Consider the following 25523-nt stretch of genomic DNA (forward strand, 5'->3'; position numbering starts at 1 on the left):
AATGCACGTCGATGGCAACGCGGTCGCGGCAGCTCTCGGCTTCGACGTCTCGGTGCTCAAACTGACCTGTGGTTCGTGCGCGCGGGTCGGCCCGTTCGCCGAACACCTCGTCTACGACTCAGGCCCAGGGATCGTGGTCCGGTGCGCGGGCTGTGGCGAGATCACGGCTCGCATGGTCCGGACGGATACCGAGATCTGGCTGGATCTCAGAGGATCGCAGTCAGTTCGCGTTCCGTTGCCCGCTGAGGCGTGACCAGAAGGACAAGCCCGGCGATCAAGAGTGGAGCAACGCCGAACCCGATCGCGATGGCGCCGCCGAGCTGTTGGGACGCGGCGAAATCGGGAGTCCACGGCAGTTTCAGCGACAGGTAGAACCGCTCGCCGATCACGTTGTCCATCAGCAGCAACACTCCGGCGAACACGGTCTGCGTGGCCAACGCGGCGAAAACCATGCGCCGTCTGTCTTTGACCGGAACCTCGGCCGCGAACGCGGTCATGAAGAAGGCGAGTCCGACGACCAGGAACCACAGGTGGATGCCTGTGCGGACAACCGGCTGATCAAGGGACCACTCGAACACGCCGGTGAAGTAGACGAGATAGCAGGAACTGCTGAACAGCAGGGTGGCCAGGATCGGGTGCAGCAGTACCCGGTATTTCCTGGGGACGCCCCGGGCAAGCAGGATCGGGGCGCCGACCGCGAGGATCATCGCGCTGAGGACGTGAATGCTGAAGACCGCGGGTGCGTAGCGCCCGATTCCGGACGATGTCGCGATCAGGATCGCCGCGCATCCCGCGATCCATATGGCTTTCCGGTGGATGACGGCGAAGATGATGGCCGCGGTGCCGAGCAGAAGGTCGAAACGCCAGTCGGTGAGGAGTTTCGCGAGGTCTGGTGGTCCACTGAGGACGTAACCGAGTTTGAGCTCCATCGTCGGCACGATGTCGTTGTGGTCCGGGGGAGGGGTGCGGGCGAGGGCGGCGGCGAGCCCGATCGTCATGAGCATCAACAGAACTTCTATGGAACCCAGTTTCATCAGGGCCCGCGCGGTCCCCTTGTCCTGTACTTCTTTCACGCCCTTCTGGCGCTGGAAGTAGCCGAACAGGCCCAGGAGCAGGAGAGCTCCGGCTTTCGCGATGACGAGCAGGCCGTAGTTGGTGGTGAAGAGGTTCGGCAGCTTGACTCGGACCAGCGCGTTGATGGCTCCTGAGGCTGCCAACGCGATCCAGCACCATAAGGCCAGCGTGGAAAACCTTGTGACCGCGGTTTTGAGGTGCTCGCCTTTTCGGTACGCCACAAGACTAATGAGCCCGCCGACCCAGAGTGCCGCGGCTACGAGGTGGGTCAGGAGGCTTGCCGTGGCCCAGTCGTGGTCGCCGCCGCTGGACGAATGTCCGCTTGAGGCAACAGGAACAAGCCCGAACAGGGCTAGGCCAAGCAGCAGCCTTGTCGCTGACTGGCTCGTGATCCTTCTGGTGGCGATGGCGATCACGATGGCGATGAGGGCAGTGAGCATCCATGCTCTTGTCGGCTCTACGGCGAAGGCGATTTCGACAAGGCGGTCGAAGTCCATGAAGTAGCTGAGCGGCCTCGCGTAGACGTCGGCAAGGGTGAACGGAATCGACAGGATCGCGGCTATTGCCCAGAGGACCGCTGCCCATCCTGCTGTCGTGACCGAGCGGGGTTGTGGCTCGGGCAGGAGGAACCCGGAGAGCAGGAGGCCGCCGACGCAGACGACCGCGCCAAGCTCTGCGAGGACTCTGACGATCGGAAGGCCGTAGCTCGCGTAGAGGTCCGTGCCGCGCAAGCCTGCGACGGTGAAGTCGTTTCCGGTGACTGACAGCAGACCGACCGCCACAAGGCAGGCGACGACCGCCCCCATCCCAAGCAGGGCACCAGTCTTCGGAGATACGCGCACGCGCGGATCCTAGATGCCCAGATGGAGGCGGCAATCCGGTATGCACCCGCCGAGTATGGGACTGTAGCTGGGACTACGGACATGGTTAATTATTAAGTGACGAAAAAACATCGAGCTTCGGACAAGGCGGACATGCGGGAATTCGCGGGACAGCACCTAATCGGGGTCTCGGCAGTGATCGGGACCTGTGGCAGCACCCTGCCCTCGCGGTGTGTCCACCGTTCCTGAAGGCCGTGTCCACCGTTGCGGCACAGCGTGTTGACCGTTGCTTGCGGGCTTGTCTTGTTCAGGCGCAGGCAGTTCGGTTGCGGATCGCGGAGCACTGGGAAATCGCGAGGTTGTACGTTGCCGCGCGGAATCTATTGTGGACAAAACCATGCGACCTTCGCCTGGCTTTGCAGGCGGTCATCGATCGGCTGGAGGGGTGGAGATAAGTGCCTGCACCGACCGTGCAGTGGCGCAAGACGTATCCTGAAGGCCCTGACCAGTGACGCAAGGAGCGGCGTGATCACGATCGACCCGGGTTCGTCCGTGGCGCCCTTCGAGCAGGTCCGGTCCCAGTTCGCCCAGCAGATCACCGATCGCACGCTGCCTGTCGGTGCCAAGCTGCCGACCGTCCGCGCGCTGGCCGCGGAGCTGAAACTGGCGGCCAACACCGTGGCCAAGGCGTATCGGGAGCTCGAGGAAGCCGGTCTGATCGAGACCCGTGGCCGGGCGGGGACGTTCGTCAGCGCGGCCGGTCAGCAGAGCCGCATCGTGATCCAACGGGCCGCGCGGGACTACGCCTCGCAGGCTCGCGCGCTCGGGCTGGATCCCGAGGAGGCGTTGAGCATCGTCAGGGCCGCGTTGCACGCATAACGCGGCGGTCGATCATTCTCCGCAGCACAGGTGCCATGAGCGGGCCAAGGGCGGCCAGTAGCGCGCTCGAACGATCGGGGTAGACGGCGTATTGCTTGCGGTCGATGGCTCGCACGATGGCCAAAGCGACCGTTTCGGCCGTGATCGGGCGGACGCTTCCGCTGATGGCCGCTGTTTCGGCGGGTTTGAAGCGGTTCTCTTCGGCAAGCTGGGGTGTGTCGACGTCGGGTGGATAGACGCAGGCGACGTGCACGTCGTGCGGGCGCAGTTCGTCGCGCAGTGACTCCATCAGGCCACGGACGGCGAATTTGGCTGGTGAGTAGGCGGTGTAGCCGAAGATGCCGAGGACGGCGGTGGCCGATGAGATCGCCACGATCGATCCGCTTCGGCGTTCGATCATCGCGGGCGTGACCGCGCGGATGGCGTGCAGCGTGCCGAAGTAGTCGACTTCCATCATGCGGCGGAACACTTCGTCGTCGAGTTCGTGGAAGTATCCGGGGCGGGCCTGGCCTGCCGCGCTGACCAGGATGTCGCAGTGGCCAGCCTCGGTGGTGAGCTTCGCGATGGCTTCGGTGACCGCTTGTTGGTCGGCGACGTCCACAGCGGCCACACGGACGTCGATTCCCTGTAATCGTAAGGAGTCCGCGGCTTTGGCGAGCCGGTCCGGGTCTCGCGCGATCAGCGAGACGATGTCGCCGCGTTCGCCGAGAGCGGTGGCAACTGCGAGCCCGATCCCACTGGACCCACCCGTGATCACCGCGTGCACGACGCCCCACCGCCCGCCAAACGTGAGAACTATTCAGGATCGGCTGGGAACACTAGCGCAGCCTGCGGCTCGAACTCCAGATCTGCGAGCGCCTCGGTTCGCAGCGAGCTGACGTCGCCGCCGAAATCCATCGCCGCTTCCAGCAGAACGGCCAACGACGACCCGAACACCGGGATGTCCGCCAGATCGTCGACAACGTGCTGGTCATCGACGCGGCACGCCACCCACCGGACACTCTCCTCGTCCCAGCCGGTGTAGCCGACGTGACGCCCGTCAGCCAGGTCGAAGACGATTCTGATCGTGGGTCCGTCTTCGAGATCGGCCCACAGACGGTCGTGCTCCGGGCGCAACCGCCATGCGCCATCGAACAGAACGGCCGACGCGACGCGCCGATCAAGCACGATGAGCTCGTGCGGGCCCGTCAAGTCCTCGCCCAGCGCATCCGTGGTCGTGACGTTGTGCTCGTTGATCATGCGGTCGGCCACGTCGTCCATCGCCGCGGTGGCGGGCGCGAGGTGCCAGCCCGCGATGGGACACAGCGCGCCATCGTCGTCCTGCGCGATCCCGACCAGGCCCGCGTGCAGTGCGACTGCGTGGTTGTCCTGGTCCTGGATATGAATGGTCGCTGTGGACAGCGTGGACGGGACGCTGCTGCTGACAATGCCCTTCGCCCTGGACGTGTCGTTCTTCGGCTCGTCCAACGGCAGGTCCAGCATCGGATTGGGCTGGTCTTAGGCGCCATTGCCGCTCTGAGGTACGGGTACAGCCGGGGGATCCACCCGTTGATGACCTGGCCGCCATAGGCATCGGCCGGGTTGTAGATCCGCTTCCAGAACGCGAGGTCCACGGTGCCGGACGCGGCCCGCACGAACTGGTCGGTGATCGGCCGCAGCGACCGGCACCACTTCCGAAGCCCGAACTTCTCCAGGTGATCCACCCGATCGCGGATCTTGCGCCAGTCCTCGACGGTGCCGGTAAGGGTGATCGACGGGATGTCGCAGATGGAGATCAGACACAGCGAGAAGTACGGCGAGTAGGCTTCGAGCAGCACGACCCGGCCAGCGGTCTGCTCGACCTGAGTGCTCGTGGAGAAGTCGCACTCGAAGAGTTCGGCATCGGCGATCTCACCGGCGACCAGCTTGCTGAACTGGTCGACGAGCAGCTGCCAGCTCCCGGCATCCTCAGGCATCAGACCGGGTGCACGACCGCGATTCGCTTGCGGCCAGCGTGATCGACCAGCAGCGGATGCACGCCGTCAGGCACGACAACCGCCCGCGCGGGGTCGCCGCCGATGGCCAGCGCGTCGGCGTACAGCTCGCTCAACGGCTGCGTGGGCAGCGGCTCGGCGGCGGGCGTGACCACGGCGCGACGCTAGCGCCGGATGTCCTTATTCCACAGTGAATTCGCCCAGCGCCGACCAATCGTCCTGCGGGACCTTGAAGTTCACGATCCGCGGCGTCTCGGCGAGATACTGCGGGAAGTTCTGCTGCGCGGCCTTGAAGTGATCCGAGGTCACGTGGGCAACACCGGCGTCATCGTCTTCGAACGCCTCGACGATCACGTACTCGTTGGGGTTGTCGACGCTGCGGGACCAGTCGAACCACTTGCACCCAGGTTCGGCACGGGTGGCCTCGGTGAAGTCCTTGCTCAGCTCCGGCCACTGGTCGGCGTATTCCGGCTTGATCAGGAACTTGGCGGTAATGAAGATCATTAACGCATCGTATCGAAGTCCAGCCGCCCCGGCTGTCGCACAATGAGACACCTTGGCGCGCCCCGGGCAGCTCCTGTGTGGACAAGGACATACTCCGTGCGCGCTGGACGGCTATCCTGTCCCTGCCGGAGGGGAGGGTCGATGGCCGCGGTCTTCATCAGTTATCGCAGCACCGATCACGCCGAAGCCGAGCGGCTCGCCCTTGACCTGCGCTTGTACGGTCACGATGTCTGGCTGGACACGTGGGAACTGCACATCGGCGATTCCGTTGTGCAGAAGATGAACGACGGGCTGTCCGAGGCGGCCTATCTCGTATTGTGCTATTCGCCCAATTCCTCTGCCAGTCCTTGGCAGGAACGGGAATGGATGTCCGCGCTGCATAGGCAAGTCAGCGGCAAACCGGTGAAGCTATTGCCAGTACGTCTGACCGGCGGCGATGCGCCCGCGATCCTCGCTGACATCAAGCATGTGGACCTCACGGCGGACTGGGATGAGGGCGTACGGGCTCTCGTAGCCGCCATGAAATGACCATGACACGCCAATCGGTTTACGTGGTCTGCGCCCAGGGCGAGGAGGACCTCGCCGAGAAACTGGCTGAGCCACTGCGCGACACCGGATACGAAGTCACCCACGACGGCACGGTCCTGGTCGGTGAATCCCGCATCGGCAACGCGATGAAGGCGATGGCAGCCGGGGTGCCGATCGTTTTGTGCGCAACGGCCAGATCGGTCGGCAGCGCGTGGGCACACAAGATCGTGAATGCCGGTTACGCGGGCGCCAACCGCGTATTCGTTGTTCAGATGGACGAACAGGCTTACGTCGAGCAGCTCGCCGTCAAAACGAAAGTCGCCAGGTATGACGCCGATCCGGCTACCGGCATACGGGAACTGGTCGACGCGCTCACCGCGCAATTCCCGCCCGTGCCAACGCCCGCCGCCCCAAGGAGCAAAGGCAACGGCCTGCAGTATCTCGACGAGCCGACCGCGGTGACGATGGTCGACGCCGACGCGTTGACCAGCTTCCGGGCTCAGATGCGCACCGAGGTGAGTGGTCGGTACCCGGAGGGGCTGACGTCATCGCAGTTCCTCGAGCAGATCGAAGTCTGGGCTGACGGCGGGTTGACACGCACGGGTGTGCTGTTGTTCGGCCGCAGTCCGACGCTCGCGTGCCCGGCTGCGATGGTCAAATGCGTGCGCTACTACGGCCTCGACCGCTCGGAACGTCGTGACGGCGAGACCTACGAAGGTCCAGTGACCGATCAGATCGTCAACGCGCGCGAGTTCGTGGCCAAGCATGTCCGCAAGGGCGAGCGCCCGAGCGAGAACCACGCGCAGGCCGTCCCGGTTTACACCTACCCGATGATCGCCATCCGGGAGATCATCGCCAATGCGTTGGTGCACCGCGATTACGCGCAGGGCAGCTCCTGCGTGCACGTCCGTGTGTTCGACGACCGGGTCGAGATCAGCAGTCCTGGTGACTGGCTCGGCCACGACATCCCGATCGGCGAACCGCACGAGCTGACCGAGTTCGATGGGCAGTCCAAGAAGCGCAACTACCGGCTGGCACACGTTTTGTCGTGGGTGCGGCTCGTGGAGGGGGAAGGCAGCGGCATTCCCTCGGCTCTGCGTGACTGTCGGACGACGGGTAGTCCGATTCCGACGGTGCTGCGGGAACAGGACTTCATCACGGTCACGGTCTGGCCGTGTCCAGACGAAGGCGCCCGGTCGGTCAAGCCTCGGACGTTGCCCAGGGGCGTCAAAACCTTTGTTGGCAGGCAAGCCGAGCTCGGGTGGTTGGAAAACTCGGCCGATGCTGGGGTTTGCTTGATCACGGGCGCGCCAGGTACGGGCAAGACGACGCTCGCGGTCAACTTCGCGCACCAGGCCGCGGATCGTTATCCCGATGGCCAGTTGTACGTGGATCTGCGTGGGTTCAGCCCGTCCGGGCGTCCGGTCCAGCCCGCTGAGGCGCTGCTGGTTTTCCTTGAGGCGCTGGGGGTTTCACGGCAGGCCATGCCGGTGGAGCTGGAGGTTCGCGTCGCCCTGTATCGCAGCATTCTCGCGGGTCGCCGGATGCTTGTGTTGCTGGACAACGCGCGTTCCACTGAGCAGGTTCTGCCGTTGCTGCCGGGTTCGGCGCAGAGCCGTGTGCTGGTTACCAGTCGTGCTGGGCTTGCGGATCTCGTGGCCACGAATGACGCTGTTCAGGTCGTGTTGAACGTGTTCGATCGTGGCGCCGGGCTGACGTTATTGGCGCGGTGCTTGGGGGATTCGCGGGTTGCCGCGGAGCCTGAGGCGGCCGCGCAACTGGTCGAGTATTGCGGTGGGCTGCCGTTGGCGTTGCGTATTGTGGCTGCTCGCGCGGCCGCACATCCGGAGTTCCCGCTGCAGGTTTTGGCCAGCGAGCTGAACGACGCCAACAGCAGGCTGGCCGCGCTCGCCGGGGACGACTCGGCGAGTATCCGGGCCGCGTTTTCGTGGACGTATCAGGCGCTCAGTCCGGAGTCGGCAAGGGTGTTCCGGTTGCTGGGGCTGCATCCTGGGCCCGACATCGGGCTTGCCGCCGTTGCCGCGATCACGGATATGACCGAATCCCAGGCACAGCAGGTGCTGCGCGAAGCCTGCGTCGCGCATTTGATCCATCACTACACGCCTGGGCGATATCGGTTCCATGACCTGCTGCGCCTCTATGCCCACGAGCAGGCGATCGCCAATGACCGCGACTGGGAACGTGATGACGCGATCCGGAGGGTGCTCGATCACTACATCGAGCACAGCCGTCATGGTGACCGGCATTGGTTTGCCAACGAGCGACTGGTTTTGCTCGCCGCGATCGACTTGGCGGCGCAGCAGGGGCTTGAGGAACGCGCGTGGCGGCTGACGTCCGCGATCACGCCTTTCCTTGACCAGCAAGGACTGTGGCACGATTTGGCGACCGTGCAGCAGACCGCGCTCGGTGCCGCGGACCAGGCGGGGGACCGGCGTGCGCAGGCCGAGATTCATCGAAACCTTGGGGGAGTGCACGGGCAGTTCGGGCGGATTGCCGAGGCTGTCAAGCATTACGAGCTTTCGCTTCGGTTGTGCCGTGAACTGCGTGACGAAGTGGGCGAGGCGCATTCGGAGCTCGCGTTGAGCAAGGTTTACGGGCGGCGTAACCAAACTGACGAAGCCGTGTTTCACGCCCGGGTGGCGCTCGATCTGTTTCGCCGCAACGCAGACCGCCTCGGTGAAGCTGAGGCACTGGTGACTTCGGCCGACTGCGCTGTGCAGATCGGGGCGCTTCAGCAGGCGCTGGATGAGTACAAGGCTGCGCGTTCGTGGTACCGGGATCTGGATCATCGCAGTGGTGAAAGCCTTGCGTTGGAAGGACTTGGCCAGGTTCATCATCTGCTTGGCCAGTTTTCTGATGCGGTCGAGCGTTATGAGGCCGCGCTTCGGTTGTCGCGGGAGGCTGGCAACCGGTATGGCGAGGCCGTGACCCTGAGTCGGCTTGGGGATACTTACCAGGCGCTAGGCGATCGGGGTAGGGCGCGATCGGTGTGGCAGCAGGCTGTGGAGTTGTTGAACGAGTTCGGGGATCCGGATGCGGACACCATGCTGGCCAAACTTGATCGGCAGGGCACTGGGAACCTTCAGCAACCGGCGATTGTGGTTGTCGACGTTGAGCGGGCTCCTTCGGATTCCTTGGAGGATGGGCCGATCCGGGTGCTGCGGTCGGCTTTCCGGCGTACCGACATCGATTGGGATGCCTGCCGTTTCGAGGACCGCGGCGACGGCGTGATGGTCATGGTCCCGGCGACGGTCGCCAAGGCTGTGTTCGTGGAGGCTTTGCCTCGGGCGCTGGTCGCCGCGGTGGTTGAGCAGGGTCAGCAGTTCAAGCTCCGGGTCGCGCTGCATTCGGGCGAGGTGTCCGTTGACGATCTCGGCCCGGTCGGCGCGTCGGTGAATTTCGCGTTCCGGTTGGTCGATGCGATCCCGCTACGCCGGGCACTGGAGGAGTCGGGCAGCCGGGTGGCGTTCATCGTGTCCGCCACGTTCTACGACAACGTGATCCGGCCACACCCGAACGCGGACCTGAGTGCGTATCGGCAGGTCAGCGTGGCGATCAAGGAGACCGACGCGACCGCGTGGATTCACGTGCCGTAAGCCGCTGTGTTCATAGTACGGGGGACTATCTCCAGGACTACGAACACTATAGAAAACATCTGTGACAAAAGGCAGAAAAGCTCAAGAACAACAACGGTAGTGGTGTGTCTCGTAAGGTTGCCGCGTTTATTCGGCGGAGCCGGTCTCCGCTAGTCAGGATCAATCTGAGGTGGTCCGAGTGACCCCGAATGAGGCATTTCCCCGGTGGGGAGGGCCGCCTCCTGCGTCGTCCGGGGCTGGTCACGCCCGAGACTGTTCATGAGGGACGAGTGAGGGGCGTCCAACGCTGATCCGAAAATCGATGGTGAGTGGGCAGGCCGAAGGCACCCGGCGTAGCGCAGCGGAGCCGGGTTGGTAGTTGGGTTGTCAGGCCGCGGGTTCGAGGGTGACGCGATAGCCCAGAGCGGCCAGTTGGCTGATGTGGTTGCGGACCTTGCGTTGAGTGTTGGTGTGCTGGACGAAGTAGTCGGCGCCGAGGTCACGGAACCGGGCGTTGGGGTCGGATAACAGGTGCCACATGATCACGAGAATGGAACGGCCGACCGCGACGATGGCCTTCTTGGCGCCACTGCGGCGAGCGATGCGCCGGTAGCGTTCGCCGAGAAAAGTGTTGGTCCTGCTGGCGGACACTGCGGCCTCGCCCAGGATTCGGGCCAGGTAAGGGTTGCCGTGCCCGGTGGCAGCTTTGCCTTTCTTCTTGCCGGCCGACTCCGACACCCCGGGAGCGAACTTGGCCCAGGAACACAGGTGGCCCGGAGTTGGGAAGCGTGCCATGTCCAGCCCGATCTCGGCGATGGCTACCTGGGCGGCGGTGCGCCCGACGCCGGTGATCTCATCAAGCTGGTCGACCGCTGTGGCGAAAGGGGCGATCAACTCCTCGATCGCGGCATCCACTCGGGCGACGTCAGCGATCCCGGCATCCACCCGGGCCAGCATGGTCGACAACAGGAACGCGTGATGATCGGTGAAAAACCCGGTGAACGCCTCTTCCAGCCTGCCGATCTTGCGCCGCATCGAGGTGCGGGCCAGCTGCGCGAGTACCTTCGGGTCCCGCTGCCCGGCGACCAGCGCGGCCAGCATGGCCCGGCCGGACACCCCGAAGATGTCCGAGACCACCACCGAGAGCTTGATCTGGGCATCTTCCAGGAGCTTTTCCACCCGCTGCTTCTCCGCGGTGCAGACCTCGACCAGGTCACGCCGATACCGGGTCAGATCCCGTAGCCGGCGGATCGGTGACGGCGGGACAAAACTGGGCCGGATCATCTGCCGTTCGGCGACCTTGCACAACCACACCGCGTCCAATCGATCCGTCTTCGGCCGGCCGGGCAGATGCTTGACATCGCGGGCGTTGACCAGCCAGGTCTCGAACCCGTGCGCCTCCAACAGGTAGAACACCGGCTTCCAATAGTCCGATGTGGACTCCATGACCACCCGGGTCACGCCCAGCCCGGCCAGCCGATCAGCCAGCACCAGCAACGACCGGGTCATCGTCGAGTACGGCCGGACCTCCTGCAGCCGCTTACCCGGACGCGCCTCATCGGGCACCCGGACACAACACATCACCTCGGCCTTACCGATATCCAACGCGGCCACCCGCGCGATGATCTCCTCGTTGTCCTGTGTCTGCTCCAACATCGGCCTCTCCCCGAGCGTCCGGCGGGGCGGCTACCCGCGGGAGCCCAGGCAACAACGAATCTGATCCGCGTGCTCGAAGCAACAATCAAGGGCCCACCAAGGGCTCCCAGCGTCCGACTAACGCACGGCCTTCACAGACCATAGAGACAACGACGTCAGCGGGCAGCCAACACCGATTTTCACCCCTCAACGGGCGTCTTCACCAGAGGACAGACTAATGCCAGGAGTTTCAGGCGTGTTGATCGGGCGTTGCTGGACCGGTGTTCAGGTCGGTGACCTGCACGTTTCCCGGTGACACAGCGCGGAGACCGCCAGGGGCGCGGTCACGCTGGCGTGCCGCGGCGCCGTGCGGGCGGCAGGCCGTTGCGAGGGGAAGATTCGGTGCGTTCAACGCCGTCAAGGTGACCTTCACGGCATCAACTTCGGTAACAGGTGTGGTACGTGTGACAGGTGTGACTTGGGTGACGATTAATCGTCCATTATGGACAGACTGGAAGCCTGGTTACATGGTCAACGATTTGACTAGAAGCAAAAGCAAGAGGCAAGGGGTATTTGGAACAGGGCGCGACAGGGCAAAGCGGGACAGCAGAGGACAGGACAAGTCGGAGAAGGCCGGGGCAGAGAAGGATAGGGCGGGGGAGGGCAAAGCTGAGTCGGGCAAGGCAGAGCTTGGCAGGCAGAGCTGGTCAGCTGGCAGGTGAATGCAAGCGGCTGACAGGAAAGGCCGTGTCCACCGTTGCTGAATAGTGTGTCGACCTTTCCGTCATGGTGTGTCGACCGTTGCTGCATGGTGTGTCCACCATTGGCCGAGGGCTTTGGAATGGGGGGAGGGCTGAGCAGCGGCCGCGTGGCAAGGTTGAGCCATGCGTAGGGGATGGATTGGTGCCGTGGCTCTAGCCGCGGCGGTGGTGGTCGCGGTACTCGTACTGCGCGACCCACCGCCGCCGCGCGCACCCGAAACACCCGTGCCCCAAGTAGAGCAGGCGAACAGGGTCCCGCTGACCGGCCTGCCCTGGCGTCAAGTGCCTTTACCGTCAGGCATCGAGCATCCACACCACTCAGCCGTAGACGCCGAGCAGTCCGTGTTCCCGCAGGCAGCGTCAGACGGCACGCACCTCTTGGTGAACCATAACGGTGTAACAATCGCCCGAGGCGAAGAAAGCCTCACGGCCACGCTGGAAGGCGCCCGTGTAGTCGTGCACGAGACCAACACCGGCAACCTGTCCACAGTAGACCTCGCAACGGGCTATCAGACCGGGGAGTTCACCGGCCCCAACACCGCGCTGGTAGCCCACGCCGTAGGAGCCGTCGTGGTACAGGAAAACGACCAATGCCTGACCATCCTCGACGCCTCGACTCTCAAGACAGTCACGCGCCACTGCGCGCCCGACGGCTGGGCGATCTCCCTGCTGACAGCCGAAATGGACGGCGTCCAGTGGCGAGAAGCCAGGCCGCAGGAACACTGCGCCCGCTGGTTCCAGCTAACCCCACCCTTCACCCCGCAACCCTTGATCACGGGAGAACGGGCCTGCCGCGCCGCGGTCCTCGTACGCACCGCGGACTGGGAACTGACCGCGGATTTCCCGCCGTACGAAGTGGGCGTGCTGAACACCGGCCCGTTGGTGGCACGGCGGGAAACCCGCGAGATCACATTGGACACCACAGCTTTGGACGTCCACGCCTGCGGAGGCCGGATCTATTGGCTGAGCAAACCGACCGGCGCTGACCAGAAGGGCGAGTTGGTTCGCTGGACCCCAGGCGACAACAAGGTCCAGGTGCTCAAGGTCGGCACCGGCAGCGCCTCATCGCCACGCTGCGTCAACGGCGTCCTGAACGTGGTCACCTACGGCGAGGGCCAGCCGCAGCTGTGGGCCCTCAACGAGCCATAACCTCTTCCCACGTCCGCTTGGTCACGCTCGGACCGTCGTCCGGGCCGCGGTTGGCGAGGCCGTTCTTGCCCAGGTAGTAGTCGCCGGACTGGTGCCACGCGGCGGGGGACTGGTGTGGATCCGAGACCGCCATCGCGTGGATGTGGTACGGCCAGTTGCCCTGTGATGGCGTACGCAGCCAGGCCGCGAAGCCGACCTCACGCAGTTTGCGGACGACATCCGTGCGGGTGGCGTTGTCCATGCCGTTGACCGAGATGTCCAGTGCGCCACCGCCGTCATGGGTGCCGGCCGAATCCGGGTCGCCGCCGACGTTGTACGAGCCCTGGGTGATTGTCAGGGTCCGGCCCAGGCGGGTTTCGGCCTCGTCGAGCATGGCTTTGGTGCGGGTGTTGATGGTTTTGCCCTGGTGGGTGATTCGGCTGCCGGCGCTGACGATGGCGGTGACCGTGAAGCGGCCTTCCCCCAACCTCTTCAGCGATGTCTCGCCGGGGATGCCGTTGGTGTCCAGTCCGGTCCACCCGAAGGACTTCTGCAGGTTCGTGTACGCCGTGGTCGTCGTGGTGCCGAAGTGCCCGTCGACGTACTGTGCGGCGAGGAATCCCTTGGCCTGCAGTGCCTGTTCGACGGCAAGGACGTGGTCCTTGGCGCCGGGGGTGAGCGCGGAGTCTGGGCGGCGCGGGTCGATCTGCGCCGCGAGGAGCACTTTCTCCATGTTCACGACGGGCAGCGCCTGGGCAGGCACCGCCGCCATGACGGAAACGGTGATCGTGACGGCACTGGTCGCGGCCGCCCACTTGATCCGCATTGTTGGTCCTCCTCCTGGTCTTTGCGCCATTGAGCCTGGCGAGGAGGAATACAAGACAGCTACAAAAGCCGTGGTACCGGCGCTCCGGAGACGAAAGCTCTAATGTTCTCCACCGCTTCCCGGAAATAGGTGTGGTAGTTGCCGTCGGTCACGTAGCCGAGGTGCGGGGTGGCCAGTACGTTGGGCAGCGTGCGCAGGACATCGTGGGCAGGCACCGGTTCCTGCTCGAACACGTCCAGCCCAGCGCCGGCGATCTTGTTGTGACGCAAGGCATCCACCAGCGCGTCCGGCGAGACGATCGCGGCACGGGAGGTGTTGATCAACAAAGCGGACGGTTTCATCAGCGCCAGGTCCGAAGCCCCGATCAGGCCACGCGTGCGGGAGCTGAGCACGAGATGCACCGACACCACGTCGCTCGACGAGAGCAGCTCTTGCTTCGAAACCAGCGAGACGCCCTCAGGCGCGGTCCGAGAGGCGTCCAGGTTGCTGCTCCACGCGACGACGTTCATCCCGAAAGCGCGGCCGACACGGGCGACTTGGACGCCGATCTTGCCGAATCCGACCAGCCCTAGCGTCTTTCCCGCCAGGCCCATGCCGACGGTCGACTGCCACGGGCCGTTGTGCCGGAAGGCGTTGTTCTCGGTGACGATGTGCCGCGCGAGGCCGAGGATCAACGCCCAGGTCAGTTCGGCCGGTGGGGTAGAGGTGCTTGCGGTTCCGCAGACGGTCACGCCGTGTTCAGCCGCGGCCGCGAGGTCGATGGACGCGTTGCGCATGCCGCTGGTGACCAGCAGTTTCAACGAGGGCAGCCGCTTGAACAGCGCGGCGGGAAACGGCGTGCGTTCGCGCATGATCACGACGACCTGCTTGTCCGCGAGCGCCTCGACGAGGCGGTCCTGGGAGTCGAAATACTCCTGGTAGACCGTGACGTCGAGCCCTGACCAGTCCGCCATGGTCAGCGCGACGTTCTGGTAGTCGTCAAGCACCGCGCATCGCATGATCGACACGCTACCTTCCTGGCCTGGCCCAGCCGCGGCGTTCGCCTTCGCCGATGATTTCGCGGCTGGCGTCCCACAGGGCTTTCGACGCGTCGCCGATGACGGCTTTGCGGGCGCGGACGTCATCGGCGGTGATGCCGGGGCTCAGCCAGGTGCCGCCGCGGGCCATCCAGTTGAGCAGCTGTGGTTCCAGGCGGTCCATGGCTTTGGCGAAGCGTGCTTCGGGGGTTTCGCGTGCTTCGAATTCGTCCCACAGCGCGCGGATCTCGGTCGCTTGGTCCGCAGGCAGCAGGCCGAAGAGCTGTTCGGCGGCTTTGACCTCGCGTTCGGCTTGGTCGGCGCCCATTGTGGGGTGGTAGATGGGGGTGTCGCCCGCGTAGATCTCGATCAGGTCGTGGATGAGCACGAGTTTGAGGGTGTGGCCGATGTCGATCGGTTCGTCGGCGTATTCGGCCAGGATGACGACCATCAGTGCCAGGTGCCATGAGTGTTCGGCGTCGTTCTCGCGGCGCTGCACGGCGGCCAAGGGCGATTGGCGCAGGATGGTTTTGAGCTTGTCGACTTCGATCACGAACGCCAGCTGCTGGCGCAGCCTGGCCGGGATCGTGTCGGGCAAGGGTGTTTCGTCCGCCAGCGTCTGGAACGTGGGATCATCCATGCCCGAACTCTGGCAGATCGCACCAGCGAGCAGCGCCCCGGCGCCGTCGCCGGGGTGCTGTGGCCGACAAGGCGGGCTAGATCATCAGGCCTGGTACTCCGGCCCTTGGGCGTTTACGGCGTAGCAGGACTTTGCGGGTGCCGTCCGAGTACAGCCGCACTCGTGACAACTCCCACCCGGCGAATTCCGCCTGGATTGACAGCTGGACCGCTGCGCTGAGCCGGGATACACCCGGCGGCAGCTTCAGCGGCCGGTACTCCCAATCCCCTTCAACCACCCCATCGTTCACGGCTGCATCACCTGAACTCCTCCACCGGTCGCGGACGCGACGAAGACACGCCCGCTGTCCGGGTCGACGGTCACCGAATTCGGTTGCACGACAGTGGCGAACCGGTGCGTTTCACGGGGTTCACCACCGGCGACGTTGTAGCCGACCACCTCGTTTCGTTCGGTCAGGGTGACCCACGCGAGGTCACGCTTGCTGTCATATGCGATGCCATAGGGCGTTCCCGGTACGGGGTAACGCTGTTTGAGCATGACCGGGTTGGTGGTGAAGGCCAGGAGCGCGCCGCCGCGCGTATCGGTGACGAGCACCCGGCCGTACCGGTCGGTGGTGGCGTTGCCCGCGCCTTGTCCTGCTCGTTGTCCCGCGCCTACTTTGCCGTCCGCGAGGTCGATATCGAACAACGCGGTGCGCAGCCGGTCAAGCACGACCACGTTCTGGCCGGTCAGCAGGACCTGGTCGGCGCTGAACATGCTGCCGGAGATCTTCTTTTCCACCACGCCGCCGCGCAGGACGTCGACGGCCTTGCCGTCGGTCAGCGGCACGATGGTGCGATCGCCGGACACGGCGGCGCTTCCGGGCGCGTTCGCGACCTGCAGCGTGGTGCTGGTCGCGCCGGGTAGCGGGACGGTGAGGACCTGTTTGGTCGAAGCGATCGACGCGAGTACCCCGTCGGGCAGTGCGCTGATCGAGGTCACCGGTCCGGGCATGGGCACGGATCGCGCGGGCGCGTTGGGGTCGTCGAGGTTGAGCAGCAGCAGCGCCGGGTTGGCCGTGGCGACCGCGATGGTGCGGGCCTGTGGCACGGCGACGATGCTGGTGATCTTGTCCGCCAGCGGGATCACGGTGCCTGTTGGCGCGGAACTCGCTGGTGAGGTGGCTGGGACAGCGACTGCCAGATTGTCGGTGACCTGGAGGTCATCGTGGGGTTCGGCTGTCTGTGAGCACCCCGCCAGCAGCGTCACACCCGACACCACGGCTACCAGCCGACGCAACAGCGACCTCCATCAGTAACGTCCAGTTCACCCAGCATCCCCGATTCCGCACGCCAGGTCACGTGTTGGGGACAAGCTTCACCCGAGTCGTTGCTCCGGGTAGCCGAGTTCGATCCCGCTGACGTCGTCCAGTGCGGCCCGGATGGCGGCAGGCAGGGTGAGCTCCTCGGTGGCGAGCGACATCGTGAGCTGGCTGGCGTCCCGTGCGCCGACGATCGGGGCCACGACGCCGGGACGGTCCCTTACCCAGGCCAACGCTACGGCGAGCGGGGACGTTCCCAGGCCGTCGGCGGCGGTGGACACGGCCTGGACGATGCGGGCGGCGCGTTCGGTGCGGTGGTGTTCGACGTACGAGGCGTAGTGCGGGGACGCGCCGCGTGAGTCGGCGGGGGTGGCGGCGCGGTATTTGCCGGTCAGCACGCCGCGGCCGAGCGGTGCCCAGCACAGGATGCCGATGCCGTGGTGTTCGGCGGCGGGCACGACTTCGCGTTCGATGCCGCGTTCGGCCAGGGAGTATTCGACCTGGTTGGCCACGATGGGGGAGGCACCGCCGGACATCAGTTGCATGGTGGCCGCGGTGGACAGCTGCCAGCCGGAGTAGTTGGAGACGCCGGTGTAGCGGACTTTGCCGGTGCGCACGGCGGTGTCCAGGGCGGCGAGGGTTTCGTCGAGCGGGACCGCGGAGTCCCATGCGTGCAGTTGCCACAGGTCGATGTGGTCGACGCCGAGCCTGCGCAGGGATCCGTCCAGCGCGTGCAGCAGGGCGCCGCGGGAGGCGCCGCCGCCGAAGGGGCCTTCGGTGCGGCGGGCGACGGCTTTCGTGGCGATGATCACGTGGTCGCGGGGGACCGCGTCGTCCAGCATGGCGCCGAGCATGCGCTCGCACTCGCCTTCGGCGTAGACGTCGGCGGTGTCCACGAGGGTGCCGCCCGCGTCGGTGAACGCGACGAGCTGCTTGGCGGCTTCGTCGGCGTCGGTGTCCCGTCCCCAGGTCATCGTGCCGAGGGCCAGCCGGGACACCCGCAGTCCGCTGCGGCCGAGGTGTCGATACTCCACGGAGCGTGAGCCTAAGGGCTGGCGATCACCGGGGCCGGGCAAGGGCCATGGTCGGCCGCGATCGGGCGTAGGCCAAGATTCTTTCTGCGATACGCGAGACCGGGTTGGGAGAGGCGTTTTGGACTGGCTTCAGGCGATTGTTCTCGGTCTGGTCCAGGGGTTGACGGAGTTTCTGCCGATTTCGTCGTCCGCGCACCTGAGGGTGGTGTCCACGCTGGGGTGGGGGACCGACGCGGGTGCGTCGTTCACCGCGGTGACCCAGTTGGGGACCGAGGCGGCGGTGTTGATCTTCTACGCGAAGACGATCGGGTCGCTGGTCGGCGCGTGGTTCAAGGGGTTCACCAGCGCGGCGGCGCGGCGTACGGACGAGTACCGGATGGCGTGGTACGTGATCATCGGCTCGGCGCCGATCGCGGTGCTCGGCGTGATCTTCAAGGACGAGATCCGCACGACCTTCCGCAATCTGTGGATCACCGCGACGGTGATGATCGTGTTCGCGGTGGTGCTGGCGGTGGCCGACGAACTGGGCAAGCAGCGGCGGACCGCGTTGACCATGCGCGACAGCTGGACGATGGGTTTCGCGCAGGCGATGGCGCTGGTCCCGGGCGTGTCGCGCTCGGGAGGCACGTTGACCGCGGGCCTGTTTCTCGGGCTGGAGCGTAAGGCGGCGACGGATTATTCGTTCCTGCTGGCGTTGCCCGCGGTGTTCGGTGCCGGGATTTTCAGCATTCCGGACGTGATGGACAAGACGGGGCCGGGGCCGCACGCCTCGACGGCGCAGATGATCGTGGCGACGGTGATCGCGTTCGTGGTCGGGTATGCGACGATCGCGTGGCTGCTGCGGTACGTGTCGAAGCACACGTACTCGGTTTTCGTGTGGTACCGGATTGTGCTTGGTGTCGCGTTGATGGTGTTGCTGGCGACTAACACGATTCCGGCCACGTAAGGTCGCGTTCATGGCCACGGTGATCCTCTTACGGCACGCGCGCTCGACAGCGAATGGTTCGGGCGTGCTGGCTGGGCGTACCCCGAAGGTGTCGTTGGACGACTCGGGGACCAAGCAGGCCGCGAAGCTGGTAGAGCGCCTGGCTGACGTGCCGGTGGCCGCGATCGTGGCGTCGCCGCTGTTGCGGTGCAAGCAGACCGTCGGGCCGTTGGCTGCGGCGAAGGGCCTGCAGGTGGTCACCGACGCGCGGTTGTCCGAGGTGGATTACGGCGAATGGACCGGTCGCAAGCTCAGTGCGCTGGGTAAGGAACCGTTGTGGCGTGTGGTGCAGCAGCACCCGTCGGCGGCGGTGTTCCCGGGCGGTGAGGGGTTGGCGTCCGTGCAGGCGCGGGCGGTGGCGGCTATTCGTGCGCATGACGCGCGGATCACTGAGGAGCATGGCGCGCACGCGGTGTGGATCGCGTGTAGCCATGGGGACGTGATCAAGTCCGTGTTGGCGGACGCGTTGGGGCAGCATTTGGATTCGTTCCAGCGGATCGTGGTGGATCCGGCGTCGTTGTCGGTGGTGCGGTACACCGACACGCGGCCGTTTGTGCTGCGTACCAACGACAACGGCGGGGATCTGGCGAGCATCGTGCCGCCGAAGCCCAAGAAGGGCGCGGCGAAGAAGGGTGCGTCGGACGCTGTGGTGGGCGGCTCGACCGGCAAGTAGCGTGAAAGCGTGCGTGCGGTAGTCGTCGGTGCGGGCATGGTGGGCTTGTCGACCGCGTGGTTCCTGCAGGAGCGCGGCGTCGAGGTGACTGTGGTCGACCGAACTGGGGTCGCTGCTGGTGCTTCGTGGGGCAACGCGGGCTGGGTCACGCCGTCGTTCGCGGTGCCGTTGCCGGAGCCCGCGATGCTGCGTACAGGTCTGCGGAGCCTGTTGTCGCCTGCGTCGCCGTTGTACATCCCGCCGCGTGCGGACCCGCGGTTGGTTCAGTTTCTGCTGACGCTGGCGCGTAACTGCACGCACCGGCGGTGGCAGGTGGCGATGAGCGCGCTCGCGCCGCTGAATCACCGCGCGTTGGCGGCGTTCGACGCGTTGGGCGAGGGTGGGGTGCGCGAGCCGACCACGCGGTCGGACCAGTTCATCCTCGCTGCCGAAAGCCGCGCGCAATTGCAGGGCGTGGTGGCGGAATTGGAGCAGGTGCGGGCCGCGGGGCAGAAGGTGGACTACCGGTTCGTCGACGGGCCGGAGGTTCAGGAGCTTGAGCCCGCGTTGAGCTCCCGGATCGGCTCGGCCGTGGTCTTGGGGTCGCAGCGCTACATCAATCCTGGCGATTTCGTGGTGTCGCTGGCGGATTCTGTGCGTGTGCGTGGCGGGAAGATTCTTGAGGGCGTGCTGGTGCGCGCGGTACACGATGACGGTTCGGGCGTACGTGTGGAGACGACCGCCGGGTCGCTCGCGGGGGACGTGACGGTGCTGGCGGCAGGGGCGTGGCTGGGACGGCTGGCGCGTGGGTTCGGTGTGCGTATGCCCGTGCAGGCGGGGCGTGGCTACAGCTTCACCGTGACCGGTGGGGTGTTGCCGAGCGGGCCGACGTATTTCCCGGGTCGACGCGCGGTGTGCACGCCGCTGGGGGAGGGGCGGGTGCGGATTTCTGGGATGATGGAGTTCGCCGCGCCGGACCAGCCCTTGGATGCACGCCGGATCGCGGCGATCATCGCGCAGGCGTCGCCGATGCTGCGGGACATCGACTGGGATGGGCGCACTGACGAATGGGTCGGGCCCCGGCCGTGTACGACCGATGGGCTGCCGCTGATCGGGCCGACGCGCTCGCCGCGGGTATTCGTCAACGGCGGCCACTCAATGTGGGGCGTCACGCTAGGCCCCATCAGCGGTCAACTGCTGGCCGAAGCGGTGACTGGGCGCGCACCAGCAGAACTACCCGCCCTGCACCCCCTCCGCTGAACCACAGATCGCCAGCTCAACCCTCGTGAGTGTTTGTGCCGGTTCTAACCGGCCTGGTGTTTTAACGTTGTGAGGGCATGGTGGGCAGGGCCGTCGCGGAGCGGCGGCCCTGCTTTCGTTGCTGGGTTTAGGTTTTTGTCACTGGACGGACGATGCGATGCCGCGTCGCGGGGATGGATGTACGCCCTGTCGGGCGGCCCGGACCGGGCCGTGAAGGTTTTCGCGGTTTCGCCGGAGATCCCAGGCGCGGATGAAGCCCACGAAACCCGCGTTTGACCCGTAGCGGGCTGAGCGGTCCCCGGCGTCGTTCCCAGGACAGTCGCTGATCGGCGATGAGCCCACGCGCCAGGACCAGGTGAACATAAGCCACAGCCACCAGCCAACTCCACCGCTCGGCTTGCTCGGGGCCACGCACTCGAGGGCGGGTCCAAGCCAGGTATTGCTTGAGGAACCGGAAGAGGTGCTCGATGCCGTAACGGCGCAGATACGCCCGCCACACCCGGTCAAGATCGAACGAGCCCTCAGGCCCGGTCCAGAACAACCACATCGGCGGGTACGCCGGGTCGGCCGAACACACCCAGACCACACTGCCCCGGGTCACCGGGCGGGAGTACCCGGGCCGGTAGCCAGGTTCCCGCAGTGCCGCCGATTCCGAGGCACGCGGGTGCATCCCATGCCACACCGACACACTCACCGCGGCCCGCCCAGGCTCGGCGGGCACCGCGAGGTATTCGTCCGGGTCACGCCAGCTACGGCGATCGGACAGTTTCATCTTTGGCCCGTGCACTCGCGGCCGCCCGATCGTGCCTGGTTCCCGCGGCGGCGGATCGGCCATCACCACCGCGTCCTTACGCAACCGGACCACGATCTGCACCCGCTCGCCGGTCAACCGGCCACCCAGATACACCGGGCTGTAGTCCCCGTCAGCACACACAATCGGAACCAGACCACCACCATCATCACCACCGTCCGGGTCCCGGTCGGCAGCCACCTGCTTCAGCAACGCCTCGATCTGCCCGACAGCAACCACATTGTGGTTCTCACCCACCGCGATACGCGCCACCGCCACCGGCGACGCCCACGACGAACCGCTCGTCCCGGTCGCGGCCAGCCACTGAAACCACCAGCCCGGAGTCACCACCCCGCTGCCACCGCCAACATCCTTGCCCGCGTCGTAGTTCAACGTCCGGTCCGGGCTGGTCGGCGCATCCGGACGCGGCCACTGCGAACAATCCAACGCGAACACCAGCCCCGAGGACCGATCCACCACACCCGCCAACACACCCGCCAACACCGCGGCGTCGATCCGGCCCCGATCCAACGCGGCATACACACTGCCATGCCCACGCCGCAACACCGGCTCCAAGCTTAGATACGGCAACGACTCCAACCGGCCCGGATGACACAACAACGCGTCCACCATCTCGAACAACACATCCGGCCACCTCGTGAACGACTCATACACCGCCCGGCGGAACCGCCGCAGCCGCCGGAGTTGGCCTACAAGGGATCCATCAGGCACACTGCCAGACACGGCCACCGCTTTCGTGATCAAAGTTCTGTGGAACGAACCAAGATCATCGAGCGGTGGCCGCCTCCATGTCAAAGATCAACCACCCGGAACGTTAAAACACCAGACCGGCACAAACACTCACGAGGGTTTACTGCCGCTGGACGGTAGGACTCCGTCTGATACTACGAAACTAGTTTAATACTCAAGTGACGAAACTAGTCGCACATTTCCAGGGAATTGTTTCGGTACCAGCGAATTACTTCAAAACCCGCAAAGAGGCGGGTAGTTTTCCCAGTTTTCACACCTACTCCGGTAGGCCGTTTGGCGGCTGACCGAATGTCAACGGGTCGGTACCTTCGGTGAACTGCCCGGGCCTTTCCTCCTGTTCGGGCATTCCCTGCTGCGATCCGGAGGTTGTTTCATGCTGCGGTCACGACGCGGCTTGCTGGTGGGTTCGGTTTTCGCCACCGCGCTGATGGCCACGGGTGTCATCAACGCGGTCGGCTCCGACACACCGCAGGACGCCCAGCTCATCTACCTGGCGAATCGGACGTTCGATCCGACCAGGACCAGTGCGCTCGCCGCCAGCGCCGAGTCCGGCAACGGCGCCTATCTCGTGCAGTTCCGTGGTGTATTGACCGACGCCCAACGTGCGCAATTACGGGCACTTGGCGCTCGAATCGGTACCTACATTCCTGATTTCGCTTACGTCGTGCGGATGGGTGCAACGACAAAGAAATCAGTGTCCGAGTTGAATTTCGTCCGCTGGCTTGGCGACTATCAACCGGCTGACAAGGTCGAGCTGACGGCGTCGAGGGCCGCCGCGTCCGGCCAGTACCTGGTTACCCTGGTCGAGCCGGACGTGGCCGACCAGCGCAGGGTCGCCGAGAACATCAGGCGAGCAGGCGGACAGGTGGACATGATCTCTGAAAGCCGCCAGCACCTGTCCGCATTGCTCGGCGCAGACCAGCTCGCCGCGGTGTCCAAGCTGCCAGAGGTGTTGGCCGTCGGCGCGGTCTCGGCACCGGAAACGGACATGAACAACGCGCGGGAAGCCAGTGGTGCCAACGCGATCGAGACCGCGGGCGGCTACCGCGGCCAAGGTGTGCGTGGTGAGGTGATGGACGGCGGCCTGCGTACCACCCACCAGGAGTTCCAGGCCCGCCCGACGGTCATGCACGGCGGCAACTCGACTGACACCAGCCACGGCACGTCCACCTACGGCCAGATCTTCGCCCAGGGTGCCAGTGCCACCCGGCGCGGGATGCTGCCCGAAGGCCAGGGCATCTTCGCCACGTACAACAAGCCCGACCGCTACGCGCACACCCGTGAGCTGGTCGCGCCGACCGGCAACTACCGCGCGGTGTTCCAGAGCAACAGCTGGGGCAGCACGCTGACCACGTCGTACACGACGGTGTCGGCGGCGATGGACAAGATCGTGTTCGATCACGACCTGCTGATCTGCCAGTCCCAGTCCAACGCGGGCACGCGCAGTTCACGCCCGGAGGCGTGGGCCAAGAACGTGTTGTCGGTGGGCGGGCAGTATCACCGCAACACGATCGCGCGTACGGACGACGCGTGGAACCGCGGCGCGAGCATCGGCCCGGCGGCGGACGGCAGGCTCAAGCCGGACCTGTCGAACTACTACGACGCGATCGACACGACCTCGTCGACCAACGACACCTCGTACACCACGTCGTTCGGCGGAACCAGTGGCGCCACACCGATCACGTGCGGCAACGCGGGCCTGTTGTTCCAGATGTGGGCGGACGGCGTGTTCGACGGTGGTCCGGGCAAGGGCCGTGACGTGTTCAACACGCGGCCGCACGCCGCGACGGCGAAGGCGTTGCTGGTCAACACGGCCAACCAGTATCCGTTCAGTGGCACGGCGCATGACTTGACCCGTACCCACCAGGGGTGGGGTACGGCGAGTGTCGGTAACGCGTACAACGTGGCGCGTGCCAACGGGTGGAAGTTCCCGGTGTTGGTCAACGAGACGGATTTGGTGACCCAAGGCCAGACCCGGAGTTACTCGGTGAACGTGACGGCGGCGCGGCCGTTGAAGGCGACATTGGTGTACACGGACCCGGCCGGTAGCCCGACCGCGTCGGTGGCGCGGGTGAACGACCTGACGTTGCGGGTCACGGCGCCGAACGGCACGGTGTACTACGGCAACAACGGTTTGTCGGCGGGTACACAGTCCACTTCGGGCGGTTCACCGAACACTGTGGACACCGTGGAGAACGTGTTCCTGGATTCGGCGGCGACTGGGACCTGGAAGGTCGACGTGATCGCCAGCCAGATCAACGCCGACGGTCACGTGGAAACGACGGCGACTGACGCGGACTACGCACTGGTCGTGCAGTAACTGTTGTTGTCGGCCCCGCCCTTTGTTGTGCAGGGCGGGGCCGACGCATGTCAGCGCAGGAGTTTGATGACCTCGGCGAAGACGGTCATATGCGGTTCGATGACGCTGATGTAGTTCACGCCGAACTCTTCGCGGTAGCGCTGCAGCCGATCGGCGATCTGTTGCGGCGAGCCGAGCAGCACGCCGGGCAGCTGGACGAGTTGATCGTCGGTCATTCCGCTGATCTGGCGGAGGACAGTCAGGTCGACGGTGTCCACAGTGGCGCCGACCGCCGCGATGAACAGGTTCAGCTCGACATCCCGGCCATCCGAGGCCTGGCGAAGCAGTTCGACCCGGCGCGCGAACGCGTCGTGCGGTGCGAGGGTTTCGGAAAACCCGGCCTGGATGGAGAAGCTGAAGATGTCGGCTTCGCGACCGGCGAGCTGCAGCATCCGGTCGCCGAAGCCAGACAGCATGATCGGCGGATTGGGGTGGTCGGGTTCCTTGGCCAGCAGCGCGTGCAGTTCGGTGAGGGTCTTGTCCAGTTTGCGCAGTCGTTGTGCTGGCGTGCCGAAGGGCAGACCGGCGGCTTCGAAGTCGGCAGGCACGCCTCCGGCGCCGAGTCCCAGTTCGAGGCGGCCTTCGGTGAGCCGGTAGACGTCGGCCACGTCGCGGGCGAGATATGCGGGACTGACGAGGCCGACGTTGAGGACGTAGGTGCCGAGTCGGATGCTGGTCGCATCGGCCGCGGCGACCAGCGCGGGTAGCGGTGCGAGCATGCCTGCGTGGTCGGGGACCTGGAGTACGTCGTATCCGAGGTCCTCTGCTTGGCGAACGCGGTCGCGCCACGAGGCAAGGGAGCCGACGTTCAGTAGGGAGGTACCGAAGCGGAACGGGCGGGGCATGGTGCCCATGATGCTGTGCGTGCGGTTTTGTCGCCGCTCCAAACGGGACAGTCGTGGCGGCGAGATTCTGTCGATGCAACGGAATCAGCCGTTTGAGATTCGTGTTTTCCCGGCCGGTCAACACTGACAGTGACAGATAGGTTTCT

At 65.4% G+C, this 25523-nt stretch carries 23 protein-coding genes and 1 pseudogene; 9 read left to right on the forward strand and 15 right to left on the reverse strand.

Features of this window, described 5'->3' with window-relative positions; translation table 11 throughout:
* Position 1 precedes the first annotated feature (1 nt).
* Positions 2-253, forward strand: a complete 252-nt coding sequence (locus LWC34_RS14075) for a DUF6510 family protein (protein WP_233725495.1) — start codon at positions 2-4, stop codon at positions 251-253.
* On the opposite strand, the gene LWC34_RS14080 is transcribed toward LWC34_RS14075, so the two are convergent.
* Positions 207-1916 carry a bifunctional copper resistance protein CopD/cytochrome c oxidase assembly protein gene (locus tag LWC34_RS14080; protein ID WP_233725496.1) on the reverse strand — a complete coding sequence of 570 codons (1710 nt, stop codon included), beginning with the start codon at positions 1914-1916 and terminating at the stop codon, positions 207-209. The two genes, LWC34_RS14075 and LWC34_RS14080, sit on opposite strands and share 47 nt — an antisense overlap.
* A 504-nt stretch (positions 1917-2420) precedes the next feature.
* Here LWC34_RS14080 and LWC34_RS14085 point away from each other — a divergent pair.
* Positions 2421-2774 carry a GntR family transcriptional regulator gene (locus tag LWC34_RS14085; protein ID WP_233725497.1) on the forward strand — a complete coding sequence of 118 codons (354 nt, stop codon included), beginning with the start codon at positions 2421-2423 and terminating at the stop codon, positions 2772-2774.
* Here LWC34_RS14085 and LWC34_RS14090 read toward each other — a convergent pair.
* The 5 genes and pseudogenes from LWC34_RS14090 to LWC34_RS14110 all read right to left on the reverse strand — a co-directional run bounded on the left by LWC34_RS14090 (position 2752) and on the right by LWC34_RS14110 (position 5251).
* Positions 2752-3540: an SDR family oxidoreductase gene (locus tag LWC34_RS14090; RefSeq protein WP_233725498.1), complete on the reverse strand. Its 789-nt coding sequence runs from the start codon at positions 3538-3540 to the stop codon at positions 2752-2754. The two genes, LWC34_RS14085 and LWC34_RS14090, sit on opposite strands and share 23 nt — an antisense overlap.
* Positions 3541-3569: 29 nt before the next feature.
* Positions 3570-4256 carry a hypothetical protein gene (locus LWC34_RS14095; protein ID WP_233725499.1) on the reverse strand — a complete coding sequence of 229 codons (687 nt, stop codon included), beginning with the start codon at positions 4254-4256 and terminating at the stop codon, positions 3570-3572.
* Between the two features lie 80 nt (positions 4257-4336).
* Positions 4337-4729: pseudogene (locus tag LWC34_RS58805) on the reverse strand (DUF4419 domain-containing protein); the annotation flags it as partial.
* Positions 4729-4902 (reverse strand): hypothetical protein, encoded by a 174-nt coding sequence (locus LWC34_RS14105; RefSeq protein ID WP_233725501.1) that lies wholly within the window; start codon positions 4900-4902, stop codon positions 4729-4731. The pseudogene LWC34_RS58805 and the gene LWC34_RS14105, both read right to left, overlap by 1 nt.
* A gap of 25 nt (positions 4903-4927) precedes the next feature.
* Positions 4928-5251, reverse strand: a complete 324-nt coding sequence (locus tag LWC34_RS14110) for a putative quinol monooxygenase (protein ID WP_233725502.1) — start codon at positions 5249-5251, stop codon at positions 4928-4930.
* A 141-nt stretch (positions 5252-5392) separates the two neighbouring features.
* Here LWC34_RS14110 and LWC34_RS14115 point away from each other — a divergent pair, with 141 nt between their 5' ends.
* Positions 5393-5779 (forward strand): toll/interleukin-1 receptor domain-containing protein, encoded by a 387-nt coding sequence (locus tag LWC34_RS14115; RefSeq protein WP_233725503.1) that lies wholly within the window; start codon positions 5393-5395, stop codon positions 5777-5779.
* Between the two features lie 2 nt (positions 5780-5781).
* Positions 5782-9396: a tetratricopeptide repeat protein gene (locus tag LWC34_RS14120; RefSeq protein WP_233725504.1), complete on the forward strand. Its 3615-nt coding sequence runs from the start codon at positions 5782-5784 to the stop codon at positions 9394-9396.
* Between the two features lie 366 nt (positions 9397-9762).
* Here LWC34_RS14120 and LWC34_RS14125 read toward each other — a convergent pair whose 3' ends face one another.
* The gene (locus tag LWC34_RS14125) at positions 9763-11031 is read right to left on the reverse strand and encodes an IS110 family RNA-guided transposase (RefSeq protein WP_233723845.1); all 1269 of its coding nucleotides are present in this window, start codon (positions 11029-11031) and stop codon (positions 9763-9765) included.
* An 863-nt stretch (positions 11032-11894) separates the two neighbouring features.
* Between LWC34_RS14125 and LWC34_RS14130 the strand changes: the two genes are divergently transcribed.
* Positions 11895-12920 carry a hypothetical protein gene (locus tag LWC34_RS14130; protein ID WP_233725506.1) on the forward strand — a complete coding sequence of 342 codons (1026 nt, stop codon included), beginning with the start codon at positions 11895-11897 and terminating at the stop codon, positions 12918-12920.
* Here the strand turns inward: LWC34_RS14130 and LWC34_RS14135 are convergent.
* From LWC34_RS14135 to LWC34_RS14160, 6 genes are all read right to left on the reverse strand, one after another.
* Positions 12907-13725 carry a peptidoglycan-binding protein gene (locus LWC34_RS14135; RefSeq protein WP_372496491.1) on the reverse strand — a complete coding sequence of 273 codons (819 nt, stop codon included), beginning with the start codon at positions 13723-13725 and terminating at the stop codon, positions 12907-12909. The genes LWC34_RS14130 and LWC34_RS14135 overlap by 14 nt on opposite strands.
* A gap of 59 nt (positions 13726-13784) precedes the next feature.
* Positions 13785-14723 carry a D-2-hydroxyacid dehydrogenase family protein gene (locus tag LWC34_RS14140; RefSeq protein ID WP_233725507.1) on the reverse strand — a complete coding sequence of 313 codons (939 nt, stop codon included), beginning with the start codon at positions 14721-14723 and terminating at the stop codon, positions 13785-13787.
* A gap of 10 nt (positions 14724-14733) precedes the next feature.
* A complete protein-coding gene (locus LWC34_RS14145; protein WP_233725508.1) occupies positions 14734-15381 on the reverse strand; it encodes an HD domain-containing protein in 648 nt (215 codons plus the stop codon).
* Between the two features lie 76 nt (positions 15382-15457).
* The gene (locus LWC34_RS14150) at positions 15458-15670 is read right to left on the reverse strand and encodes a DUF5703 family protein (protein WP_233725509.1); all 213 of its coding nucleotides are present in this window, start codon (positions 15668-15670) and stop codon (positions 15458-15460) included.
* A complete protein-coding gene (locus tag LWC34_RS14155) occupies positions 15667-16659 on the reverse strand; it encodes a YncE family protein (protein WP_233725510.1) in 993 nt (330 codons plus the stop codon). Before LWC34_RS14155 ends, LWC34_RS14150 begins: the two co-directional genes overlap by 4 nt.
* Before the next feature lie 78 nt (positions 16660-16737).
* Positions 16738-17715, reverse strand: a complete 978-nt coding sequence (locus LWC34_RS14160; protein WP_233725511.1) for an aldo/keto reductase — start codon at positions 17713-17715, stop codon at positions 16738-16740.
* Between the two features lie 118 nt (positions 17716-17833).
* Between LWC34_RS14160 and LWC34_RS14165 the strand changes: the two genes are divergently transcribed.
* The 3 genes from LWC34_RS14165 to LWC34_RS14175 are packed head-to-tail and all read left to right on the forward strand — an operon-like array spanning position 17834 to position 20612.
* Entirely contained in the window at positions 17834-18661 is an 828-nt protein-coding gene (locus LWC34_RS14165; protein WP_233725512.1) for an undecaprenyl-diphosphate phosphatase, read from the forward strand.
* A gap of 10 nt (positions 18662-18671) precedes the next feature.
* A complete protein-coding gene (locus LWC34_RS14170) occupies positions 18672-19373 on the forward strand; it encodes a histidine phosphatase family protein (protein ID WP_233725513.1) in 702 nt (233 codons plus the stop codon).
* A 9-nt stretch (positions 19374-19382) separates the two neighbouring features.
* The gene (locus LWC34_RS14175) at positions 19383-20612 is read left to right on the forward strand and encodes an NAD(P)/FAD-dependent oxidoreductase (RefSeq protein ID WP_233725514.1); all 1230 of its coding nucleotides are present in this window, start codon (positions 19383-19385) and stop codon (positions 20610-20612) included.
* A 127-nt stretch (positions 20613-20739) separates the two neighbouring features.
* Here the strand turns inward: LWC34_RS14175 and LWC34_RS14180 are convergent, their stop codons facing one another.
* A complete protein-coding gene (locus LWC34_RS14180; protein WP_372496539.1) occupies positions 20740-22152 on the reverse strand; it encodes a transposase in 1413 nt (470 codons plus the stop codon).
* 394 nt (positions 22153-22546) lie between these two features.
* Here LWC34_RS14180 and LWC34_RS14185 point away from each other — a divergent pair, with 394 nt between their 5' ends.
* Entirely contained in the window at positions 22547-24493 is a 1947-nt protein-coding gene (locus tag LWC34_RS14185) for a DUF8729 domain-containing protein (protein ID WP_233725515.1), read from the forward strand.
* Positions 24494-24543: 50 nt separating this feature from the next.
* Here LWC34_RS14185 and LWC34_RS14190 read toward each other — a convergent pair whose 3' ends face one another.
* The gene (locus LWC34_RS14190) at positions 24544-25377 is read right to left on the reverse strand and encodes a TIGR03621 family F420-dependent LLM class oxidoreductase (RefSeq protein ID WP_233725516.1); all 834 of its coding nucleotides are present in this window, start codon (positions 25375-25377) and stop codon (positions 24544-24546) included.
* Positions 25378-25523: the final 146 nt, after the last annotated feature.

The sequence above is a fragment of the Kibdelosporangium philippinense genome (assembly GCF_021390435.2).
Lineage (GTDB): Bacteria > Actinomycetota > Actinomycetes > Mycobacteriales > Pseudonocardiaceae > Kibdelosporangium > Kibdelosporangium philippinense.

Coding starts and splice junctions, on each gene's coding strand:
- LWC34_RS14190 (WP_233725516.1), bottom strand. CDS start 25,377: ATGCCCCGCCCGTTCCGCTTCGGTACCTCCCTACTGAACGTCGGCTCC.
- LWC34_RS14170 (WP_233725513.1), top strand. CDS start 18,672: ATGGCCACGGTGATCCTCTTACGGCACGCGCGCTCGACAGCGAATGGT.
- LWC34_RS14115 (WP_233725503.1), top strand. CDS start 5,393: ATGGCCGCGGTCTTCATCAGTTATCGCAGCACCGATCACGCCGAAGCC.
- LWC34_RS14130 (WP_233725506.1), top strand. CDS start 11,895: ATGCGTAGGGGATGGATTGGTGCCGTGGCTCTAGCCGCGGCGGTGGTG.
- LWC34_RS14110 (WP_233725502.1), bottom strand. CDS start 5,251: ATGATCTTCATTACCGCCAAGTTCCTGATCAAGCCGGAATACGCCGAC.
- LWC34_RS14185 (WP_233725515.1), top strand. CDS start 22,547: ATGCTGCGGTCACGACGCGGCTTGCTGGTGGGTTCGGTTTTCGCCACC.
- LWC34_RS14135 (WP_372496491.1), bottom strand. CDS start 13,725: ATGCGGATCAAGTGGGCGGCCGCGACCAGTGCCGTCACGATCACCGTT.
- LWC34_RS14120 (WP_233725504.1), top strand. CDS start 5,782: ATGACACGCCAATCGGTTTACGTGGTCTGCGCCCAGGGCGAGGAGGAC.
- LWC34_RS14140 (WP_233725507.1), bottom strand. CDS start 14,723: ATGCGATGCGCGGTGCTTGACGACTACCAGAACGTCGCGCTGACCATG.
- LWC34_RS14095 (WP_233725499.1), bottom strand. CDS start 4,256: ATGCTGGACCTGCCGTTGGACGAGCCGAAGAACGACACGTCCAGGGCG.
- LWC34_RS14125 (WP_233723845.1), bottom strand. CDS start 11,031: ATGTTGGAGCAGACACAGGACAACGAGGAGATCATCGCGCGGGTGGCC.
- LWC34_RS14145 (WP_233725508.1), bottom strand. CDS start 15,381: ATGGATGATCCCACGTTCCAGACGCTGGCGGACGAAACACCCTTGCCC.
- LWC34_RS14075 (WP_233725495.1), top strand. CDS start 2: ATGCACGTCGATGGCAACGCGGTCGCGGCAGCTCTCGGCTTCGACGTC.